At 45.1% G+C, this 9,119-nt stretch carries 9 protein-coding genes, 1 pseudogene and 1 other annotated feature; of the genes and pseudogenes, 3 read left to right on the top strand and 7 right to left on the bottom strand.

Going from position 1 to position 9,119, the window contains the following annotated elements; translation table 11 throughout:
• The 7 genes and pseudogenes from WEIDD23_RS14405 to WEIDD23_RS03125 all read right to left on the bottom strand — a co-directional run.
• Positions 1 to 247: pseudogene (locus tag WEIDD23_RS14405) on the bottom strand (class II fumarate hydratase); the annotation flags it as partial.
• Positions 248 to 265: 18 nt separating this feature from the next.
• On the bottom strand, positions 266 to 1,150 hold the full coding sequence (locus WEIDD23_RS03150) for a LysR family transcriptional regulator (protein ID WP_010372119.1): 885 nt from the start codon (positions 1,148 to 1,150) through the stop codon (positions 266 to 268).
• 103 nt (positions 1,151 to 1,253) lie between these two features.
• Positions 1,254 to 1,724 (bottom strand): PAS domain-containing protein, encoded by a 471-nt coding sequence (locus WEIDD23_RS03145; protein ID WP_010372116.1) that lies wholly within the window; start codon positions 1,722 to 1,724, stop codon positions 1,254 to 1,256.
• 3 nt (positions 1,725 to 1,727) lie between these two features.
• Complete coding sequence (locus WEIDD23_RS03140) at positions 1,728 to 2,672, bottom strand: FAD:protein FMN transferase (RefSeq protein WP_029237458.1); 945 nt, start codon at positions 2,670 to 2,672, stop codon at positions 1,728 to 1,730.
• Positions 2,669 to 3,520: an NADPH-dependent FMN reductase gene (locus tag WEIDD23_RS03135; RefSeq protein WP_010372114.1), complete on the bottom strand. Its 852-nt coding sequence runs from the start codon at positions 3,518 to 3,520 to the stop codon at positions 2,669 to 2,671. Before WEIDD23_RS03135 ends, WEIDD23_RS03140 begins: the two co-directional genes overlap by 4 nt.
• Before the next feature lie 338 nt (positions 3,521 to 3,858).
• Entirely contained in the window at positions 3,859 to 4,683 is an 825-nt protein-coding gene (nadE, locus tag WEIDD23_RS03130) for an ammonia-dependent NAD(+) synthetase (protein ID WP_062358749.1), read from the bottom strand.
• A gap of 14 nt (positions 4,684 to 4,697) precedes the next feature.
• Entirely contained in the window at positions 4,698 to 6,182 is a 1,485-nt protein-coding gene (locus tag WEIDD23_RS03125) for a nicotinate phosphoribosyltransferase (protein WP_010372110.1), read from the bottom strand.
• 159 nt (positions 6,183 to 6,341) lie between these two features.
• On the opposite strand from WEIDD23_RS03125, the gene WEIDD23_RS03120 reads away from it, so the two are divergent.
• The 3 genes from WEIDD23_RS03120 to WEIDD23_RS03110 form a co-directional block, all read left to right on the top strand.
• On the top strand, positions 6,342 to 7,016 hold the full coding sequence (locus tag WEIDD23_RS03120) for a YoaK family protein (protein ID WP_010372108.1): 675 nt from the start codon (positions 6,342 to 6,344) through the stop codon (positions 7,014 to 7,016).
• Between the two features lie 62 nt (positions 7,017 to 7,078).
• Positions 7,079 to 7,346: a binding site (T-box leader), on the top strand.
• Between the two features lie 124 nt (positions 7,347 to 7,470).
• Positions 7,471 to 8,301 (top strand): MetQ/NlpA family ABC transporter substrate-binding protein, encoded by an 831-nt coding sequence (locus WEIDD23_RS03115; RefSeq protein WP_010372106.1) that lies wholly within the window; start codon positions 7,471 to 7,473, stop codon positions 8,299 to 8,301.
• Positions 8,302 to 8,382: 81 nt separating this feature from the next.
• On the top strand, positions 8,383 to 9,119 hold a 737-nt coding region (locus WEIDD23_RS03110; RefSeq protein ID WP_242865413.1), incomplete at its 3' end, for a methionine ABC transporter ATP-binding protein.

Genomic DNA, 9,119 nt, shown 5'->3' with positions numbered 1-9,119 from the left:
ATTGCAACAAGCCGTCAATCGTTGCCACGATCGCATCGGCCATGTCGGCAGCCAATGAACCGTTAGCCTTGTTAGCCATTGCAGCCGCACGCTTGATGTTCAACAAAGCGCGGATGATTCCCAAAGGCATCCGTGCACCAGTTGGAAAGTTTTGCAATGAACGTTGTGTTTGGGCCATCCAAGCAGCCTCAACAGGCACTTGTACTTCACCAATTGCATCTGATTCAATACGGAATTCTTGTGACATAATATTTCTCCTCATTAATTAGAAGTTAAGGTCATTAATTGCCTCAACCATTTTCTGTTTTGTGATATTTTCAAAATCTGATAATTGATGATCACGCTTCTGAATCAAATAGATATAAAAATCAATCGGATCTCGGAGCGGTACCATCGCAATATCGCGACGACCGGCAACGGCCAACTTAATCATGATGCCAACACCATTACCCGCTGCAATCAATCCTTGCTCAGTCATCAGCTCGTTCGTGATATACATATTGTCAATTTCATCATGCATATCATAACGACGGAGCTGATCAACGAGAACTTGGTGTTGCGTGAAGGCATCCCCCACGGAGATGAACCGTTCACCACGTAAGTCCTCAAACGATAAATAATCGCGAGTTGCTAGCGGATGATCAACTGGTAAGGCCACCACGTAGGAACTCTTCGTAATATAGGTACTGTCGTATTGCTTGCTGCGCTCTGGCGTTAAGCTACCAACAAACCCCATATCAACGCGGTCCTTATCCAGTAATTCGTACATGTCGCTGGAACCACTTTCCACCATGTGAATGGCATCAATCTCGTCAGTCCCCAAGCGTCGCATAATCGCTGGAAAAATGGTTGCACCAATAATTGGTGGTACACCTAGCCAAATCTTTTGTTGATTACTGATATCACTTTTAATGATTTCAGTCTCACGTAAAATTTGTTTACTGTGTTTATATAAGATTTGACCCGCTTCGGTTAACACAACTGAACGTGTCCCCCGTTGGCGAATAATCAATGTCTCACCCAACTCTTTTTCCAATCGCTGTAAGGCATTGGTAATCGAGGGTTGTGAGACGTATTTTTTCTGGGACGCCTTTGTGAACGTCCCTTCTTCAGCTAGCGTGACAAAATAATCTAAGTCATTTAATAACACGTGTGCTACCTCCGCAAATTATAACCTTCACAAATAATAGCATAGCCCTGAATTTGGCAGAACCCCTGCAACACAAGTTAAACGTTTTGCCAATTAAAATTGCTTATTTGTCTGACTTTCCGGCATTAAACGCGGTCCGAATACCACGGAACCCTTGAATGCGCGTAATGTCACCCGTGAATTGCAACGTGCCTAAGAAAGTCCCATCAATGTCGCGGATTGCGTAAAAGTTAACATAGATGGTTTGCTCATTTTTAGGAAACCATTGTTCGAAATGATCAGCTGCGCCCTTGTGCAAATCGGCCAACATCATCGCAACAGCTTCTTGTTCTTCCTTCGCAAAAGTTCCCACGAATGGTTGGCCAAGTTGCTTCGTTGCGCGTGTATTCACACGTTGGTCATTGTCTGAAAAATAAATCAAGTTATCGTCAGCATCTGCCAAATCCATCTCGAATGGCAGCACGCGCAACACTTGGCGCAACATGTGCAATGACAATTTTCCAGTTGGCAAGTTAATCAGCCCTTGCTCATCAATCAGCGTCTTGTTATTTTCTAATTCAATTTGATCTGCCATTTGTTATGACTCCTTAAGATAAAAATCAGGGTTCGTTATTTTAAAATCATCCGGTCGAATGTTAACCAACTGAATGGATTTATCACGATAAATAAAAATTGCACCAAACGGGTACTGGCCATCGATTGGGCCATCATTGAAGAACAACCGGGTTGTCTCGATTTCACCATCAATTGATTCAGGTGAAATAACCGTGACACTAGCCAACTCATTATCATGTGGATAACCTGTTTCTGGATCAATGATATGGTGATAAGTCTGCCCGTCTGCGACCAGGTGCCGTTCTGCCACCCCACTTGTCACGACCGAGGTTGCCGGTGTGGTAAGTAAACCAATCGTTTTGCCATGTCGGACCAAGGGATCCCGGACACCAATGCGCCAACGACCGTCAGCTTTATGTGGCGCCTCGTTCATCAACACAATGTTGCCACCGAAATTAATAATCGCAGCCATGTGGCCCTGGGACCTCAGATAATCCTGCAACCGGTCCGCAATGTACCCTTTCGCAATAGCTCCTAAATCTAATTCCATCCCCGCATGCGGTAGATAGACCGACAAGCGCTCATCATCCAGGACAATCTCATCACTGCCAATCAATTCACGACGCTGGCCAATTTCGATATCGCTAGGGACCCGCGCATCGGCAAAACCGATGTGCCAAAGTTTGACTAACGGCCCAATCGCGGCATTAAATCCAAAATGCTGGTTGCTAACTGCAACCGCCCGTTTGACCAACTGATAAACTGCTGGTGGTACCACCACCGGCGACTGACCGGCAGCATGATTGATAGCCATCACCGCCGACACTGGGCGATTTACCGTCAATAAATCCTCGTAATGGTTCACAAAACGAATCGCATCATCGAGATATCGTTCATCATCCGTGCCAAACAAAGTAATTTGATTGGTCGTGCCCATCGCCCGCCATGCTTTCGATATTTTAATCAAAACATAGAAGCTCCCGTGGTGGCATCTTCTTCATCGTCATCAACGGCCGCCCCTGCTGTAACAAGCTGACTGGTAACGACATCATCAGTCAATGTCGTCTTTTCAATCCACCAACCGTCTCCTTGTTCAACAACCGTTGCATCCACATCAGGTGAAATGACGGTTGGTACCGCATCCACATCGAGTCCCGAACCCGGCATCACCTTATCAAGGTTGGCATAACCCAACTTAACAGATTCCACCACGCCTTCACCCGCAACTGTTGGCATAGCACCACTTGTCCGGTCGAACGCCATAGCGCGCATTGGTTGCAATGACTTAGCAAAGACCATAAAGTTTTGGAAAATCGTTTCCAAAAATGAAATCGTCCGCGCATCTGTCATGTCATCGGTCTTAATATCAATATTCGTGGCCGCTGGTCCAACTAAAAATTGATTACCTGGTAACACAAACGCATCAATTCCTGGTGCATCCATAATTTGCCGTAAATGTTCTTGCGCATTATTCGTTCCCTGGCGGCCAAGTGACGCCCCGACAATCATGACGGGTAAATTCGTGAATGGGTGTAAGTCACCATAACTCATCCACTCAACGAATGATTTCAACGCTGCCGTAATCGAGTGATCATACTCAGGCGTTGAGATGATAGCACCATCTGACGCGGCGATTTGACGTGCAATTTCAGCAATTCGTACTGGCGTTTCAGCATCTTCACTAAATAGTGGTAAATCAGCAATCTCCACAATCTCAATATTTGCTTGGGCATTGAAATGCTTCTTCATAAACCAAAGTAAACTTCGGTTATATGACTTACGAGCATTCGTACCAACAATAGCTACATAATTCATTGCTCTTCCTCAAAAACTCTCAACTAGTTCTTTGTTTCACATATTTTATCGATAAGTTAATTAAACGACACAACTAACAGATTGGTCAAAACTTCACAAACTTGTTTTTAGTTAACAAACGCCTTTATATAAGCGTTTCTAACTGTATATATTACAAACGAAAATAATTATAAATTTCGCTTATAATTCCATTTTCATGCTCATTTGTGAACTTTGTCCGTTTTTAAGGTGAAGAATTTAATAGCGGTCCGAATTACTTCCCCATAGCAAAAAAGCGCAAATCCGTTGCCTGTGTCAGCAACAGATTTGCGCTTTAAAAATTAGTCGTGCTTATTAAATTAACGCCACCACTCGTCGAATACCGTGACTGGTGATTGACGCTTGTGTTCCGTCATGGTGAAGAGCTTTTCAATTTGGATGGCATCCTTTTCAGCAACATCCTTACCCTCAAGGTAATCATCGATGGCATCGTAGCTAACACCCAAAGCAACTTCATCAGGCAAAGCTGGACGGTCTTCTTCAAGATCCGCCGTTGGCGTCTTTTGGTACAAATGTTCTGGGGCACCCAAGTAGGCCAAAATTTGACGACCTTGGCGCTTATTCAAACGGTACAACGGTGTAATATCCGCAGCGCCATCCCCAAACTTCGTGTAGAACCCAGCCAACGCTTCAGCCGCGTGGTCCGTGCCGACAACAACACCATGCATCGCACCAGCCACACCATATTGGGCAATCATGCGTTCACGGGCCTTGATGTTTCCTTTGTTGAAGTCGCTGATTGCAATACCTGCTTCAGCCAATTGGTTCGTCATCCCCACAACGGCATCTTCAATGTTGGCCCGGACCGTTTGGTCGGCTTGTTGCCAGGCGATTGAATCCAAGGCATCTTGTTCGTCAGCTTGGGCATTGTATGGCAAACGCATCGCCACAAACTTGTAGCTGTCATCTCCGGTTTCAGCCCGCAGCTCTTCAGCAGCAGTTTGTGACATCTTACCGGCCAACGTTGAATCTTGCCCACCTGAAATACCCAAAACCAGCGTCTTCATGCCCGTCTTCTTAAGGTAGTCCTTCAACAATTCAACTGAACGACGGAATTCCGTTTCCGGATCAATCGTGGCTTGAACGCCTAATGTATCAATAATGTGCTTTTGTAACTCACGCATGCGATTTATGCTCCTTAATCTTTATCGTACTCTTTTGCAACTTCAGAAACGTACTCACGCATTTCCTTAATTAAGTTCATCTTGTGGTCCCAAGCCGCTTGTGACAAATCAACTGGGTATTCTTGTGGATTCAAATCACGGCGGTACTCTGACCACAATGACTCAATATGCTCAGCCGTATAGTTGCGGATGTCGTCCAAGGCTGGCAATTCATACACTAATTCACCATCAACGATGATGTCGTGCAAAATTGGTCGCGCCGTATAATCCACAACTGTTTTATTCAAATAAGGATAGCTTGGATGGAACATGTACAAACCTTCAGGCAAATCACGGGGATTCTCATCCCACAACGCGATGTAATCGCCTTGTGACTTACCATCTGAATTACGGGTAATGCGCCAAACCTGCTTCTTACCTGGGTTTGAAATCTTCTCAGCAGTGCCCGAAATCTTGATGGTATCAACCATCTCGCCGGCTTCGTTTTCAATCGACACAACCTTATAAACACCACCCAAAGCTGGTTGATCATAGGCCGTAATCAGCTTAGTACCAATTCCCCAAGTATCAATCTTAGCGCCTTGCAGTTTCAAGCTCGTAATCGTCTCTTCATCCAAATCATTTGAGGCGACAATCTTAGCATCTGGGAAGCCCGCTTCATCCAACATTTTGCGGACGCCCTTTGAGACATAAGCCAAGTCACCTGAATCGATACGCACGCCGATGAAGTTAATCTTATCGCCCATTTCCTTAGCCACACGAATGGCTGAAGGGACACCTGAACGCAACGTATCATAAGTATCGACCAAAAAGACCACATCCTTGTGGGTTTCGGCATAGGCCTTAAACGCTTCATAGTCATTGCGATAGACCTGCACCAAGCTGTGCGCGTGCGTCCCTGAAATTGGAATGCCAAACAGCTTACCAGCCCGCACATTCGAAGTGGCATTAAAGCCACCAATATAAGCCGCACGTGTCCCCCACAAAGCAGCATCCATTTCCTGCGCACGGCGCGTGCCGAATTCCAAGAGCGGTTGATCACCGACGACTGAGCGAATGCGTGACGCCTTGGTCGCAATTAACGTTTGGTAATTAACAATGTTAAGTAGCGGTGTCTCAACGAGTTGCGCATCAAACACGCTACCTTCAACTTGAATAATTGGTTCATTATTGAAAACGACTTCGCCTTCATGCGGTGCGCGCACCGTGGCCTTAAATTGCCAAGTTGCTAGGTAATCCATGAAGTCTTCATCAAACTCACCCGTTGAACGCAGATAAGCAATATCACTTTCTGAAAAATGCAAGCCCCGCAAATAGTCAACAATTCGCTCCAAACCGGCAAAAACCGCGTAGCCATTTTTAAATGGCATATTGCGGAAAAACATCTCATAAACAGCCTTACGCTCGTGAATGCCCTTCTTGAAGTAAGTTTGCATCATTGATAATTGGTATGCATCAGTATGGAGGGCCATACTATCATCTGGAAATTCCAGTGTCATGACGTTCTGTCTCCTAATTTTCATTCATTAACTGCTATTCTACCACAACCAGTTGTTAACATTGGACGCCTAAAAAAACACCTTTCTTTGCGTAAGTGTTAAACTATCAGTTGGAATTATTTTATCATTTATATAAGTAGAAAGCAGGTAAAAGTACTAATGGCAGAACAAAAATTCGCATATAAGGAGTCATTGCGTGTGGGGATGTTGCTGGCCGGAACCGCTGGGTACATCGACTCCTACACCTTTGCCTTTCACGACAATCGATTCGCTAGCTTCCAAAGTGGTAACTTGTTGCAATTTGGGATTAACGTTGCCTCAGGGCACTGGCACCAAGCGAGCCTCTTTTTCTGGCCTGTCATCGCCTTCTTATTTGGGGCGATGCTAAACCAATTAATCAAGAAGTATTCCTTCCGCACGCAGATGCAATGGGAAGCCCGTTCGGTCCTTATCGAAATGTTTGGTGTTCTCTTGGTAGCCATCTTGGAAATGACTCACGTGCCAACAGAACTCGTCCTCAGTATTTTGGCCATCTTTATGGCGATGCAGGCTGATACTTTCGGTAAATTGCGGGGGATGCCCTACGCCACCGTCTTGAGTACTGGTAATTTGAAGACTTTTGGGGCCACGCTAGGCAGTGGTCTGCTCAATCACGATAAGACCCAATTTGTGAAGACGCGGAACGTCGGCTTAGTCATTGCCGCCTTTCTAATCGCCGCCATCGTTGCACACTACCTTGGCTTGATCATCGGGGCTTGGACCATGTTTGGTGCCCCAATCATGCTACTGTTCGTTTGGTTCTTCGTACGACAGGATGAATTAGGCACAAAGTAACCCTAAAAGTGTTGACATGATTATGAGAATCGTTTAATATACAAATCAAGCATTTCAAGTTAACAAACAAGTTGAGCAGGAAAGTAAATTGCTTAAAGCATCTAAGAGAGACAACGTTCGGTGGAAGTTGTTATGTGGTGAGTAATTGAAAATGGCCTGTGATTGGCGTTGGTGAGCAGCAAGTCTGTAAGCGAACGACGGGTTGGTCTACGTTACAAGACACACGAATCGGCAAAGCATCATATCGCTCACTGCCCGCTCGTTGTTAAGGTTCAGAAGAGTAATTTTCTGGATAAATGTAGAATGGTAACACGAAGACTCGTTTCTATCTGGCTGTCAATTGGATGGCCTGACGGAAACGGGTCTTTTTTGTTTCCTAGCCACCGAACGCTATGTTATAACTTGAAGCAATTAACAAATAATACTAAAAAGTTTTTATTGGGAGACATGACTTATGAAGAAGTTCTTTACTTATGGGGTAGCCGTTGCTGCTACTGCTTTGACAGCCTCAGTTATTTTGCCAGCCGCAGCCGTCAGTGCTGACTCAAAGACCGTAACGGTTGGTATCGTTGGTACTTCAGATGCTGACCTCTGGAAGGAAGTCGCCAAGACTGCCAAGAAGAAGTATGGCATCACATTGAAGACCAAGGTCTTTACGGACTACAACCAACCTAACAAAGCCGTTGCCGATGGCACATTGGACTTGAACGCCTTCCAACACTACTACTTCTTGGAAAACTGGAACAAGTCAAACAAGAACGGCGTTAAGGCAATTGGTAAGACGTTTATCACCCCTATTCGTTTGTACTCTGAGAAGTACAAGTCTGTGAAGAAGTTTAAGAAGGGTGACGCGATTGCCGTTCCAAACGATGCGACAAACGAAGCACGTGCTTTGGTTTTGCTACAATCAGCTGGTTTGATTACCTTGAAGAAGGGTGTTGATATGCCAACGGTTAAGGACATTAAGTCAAACAAGTTAAAGTTGGATATCAAGGAAGTCGCAGCTGATCAAGCACCTTCATCATTGAAGTCTGTTGAAGGCGCCGTTATCAACACGAACTACGCCCAACAAGCTAAGTTGAAGTTGAGCTCAGCAATCTACGTTGAGCCGGTTAACAAGGATTCAAAGAAGTGGATCAACATCATCGCTGCTTCTAAGAAGAATGCTAACAAGAAGATTTACAAGGAAGTTGTGAAGGCTTACCAAACTAAGGCTACAAAGCAATACTTGAAGAAGACTTGGGGTCAAGCTGAATTGCCAGCTTGGGATATTACGTTGAAGTAATCATCACCCACATAGACAATCCAACTGCCAGGCTATTTTAGTCTGGCAGTTATACATAACGGAGATATAAGGAGAAGATTCATGGCAGTTATTTCATTAACAGACATTAACGTCACTTTTAAGCAAAAAAATCGCGAAATCGTGGCCGTACAAAACGAATCAATCACAATTGAAAAAGGCGATATTTACGGTATTGTTGGTTACTCTGGAGCTGGTAAGTCAACACTTGTCCGCACCATCAACCTGCTACAACGACCAACATCTGGTAGCGTCCTTGTTAACGGCACTGAGATGACGTCACTTAAGCCAGCGCAACTACGTGATGAGCGCAAGAAGATTGGGATGATCTTCCAACACTTTAACTTGATGAGCGAGTTAACCGTCTTTGGGAACGTTGTGCAACCATTGAAGCACGCCAAGATGAGCAAGGCCGACAAGGCAAAGAAGGTTAATGACCTCCTTGACTTGGTTGGCTTGGCAGACCGTGCTGGTAACTACCCTGCCCAATTGTCTGGTGGTCAAAAGCAACGTGTTGCCATCGCCCGAGCCTTGGCAAACGACCCTGAAATTTTGATTTCCGATGAAGCAACTTCTGCTTTGGATCCTAAGACAACAAACCAAATCCTAGCGCTATTGAAGAAGCTAAACCAAGAACTCGGCCTAACAATCGTTTTGATTACGCACGAGATGCAAGCCGTTAAGGAAGCGGCCAACAAGGTGGCCGTCATGGAAAACGGTGTCATCATCGAACGTGGCTCATTGTTGGAAATCTTCACGAACCCACAGAAGCAATTGACCAAGGACTTTATCAACACGGC

This window comes from Weissella sp. DD23 (genome assembly GCF_001579105.1).
Lineage (GTDB): Bacteria > Bacillota > Bacilli > Lactobacillales > Lactobacillaceae > Weissella > Weissella cibaria.
The sequence above is the reverse complement of the archived record's forward strand: the minus strand, read 5'-3'. Positions and strand labels throughout refer to the sequence as shown.

Coding starts and splice junctions, on each gene's coding strand:
- WEIDD23_RS03120 (WP_010372108.1), top strand. CDS start 6,342: ATGGCAGAACAAAAATTCGCATATAAGGAGTCATTGCGTGTGGGGATG.
- WEIDD23_RS03135 (WP_010372114.1), bottom strand. CDS start 3,520: ATGAATTATGTAGCTATTGTTGGTACGAATGCTCGTAAGTCATATAAC.
- WEIDD23_RS03145 (WP_010372116.1), bottom strand. CDS start 1,724: ATGGCAGATCAAATTGAATTAGAAAATAACAAGACGCTGATTGATGAG.
- nadE (WP_062358749.1), bottom strand. CDS start 4,683: ATGCGTGAGTTACAAAAGCACATTATTGATACATTAGGCGTTCAAGCC.
- WEIDD23_RS03115 (WP_010372106.1), top strand. CDS start 7,471: ATGAAGAAGTTCTTTACTTATGGGGTAGCCGTTGCTGCTACTGCTTTG.
- WEIDD23_RS03125 (WP_010372110.1), bottom strand. CDS start 6,182: ATGACACTGGAATTTCCAGATGATAGTATGGCCCTCCATACTGATGCA.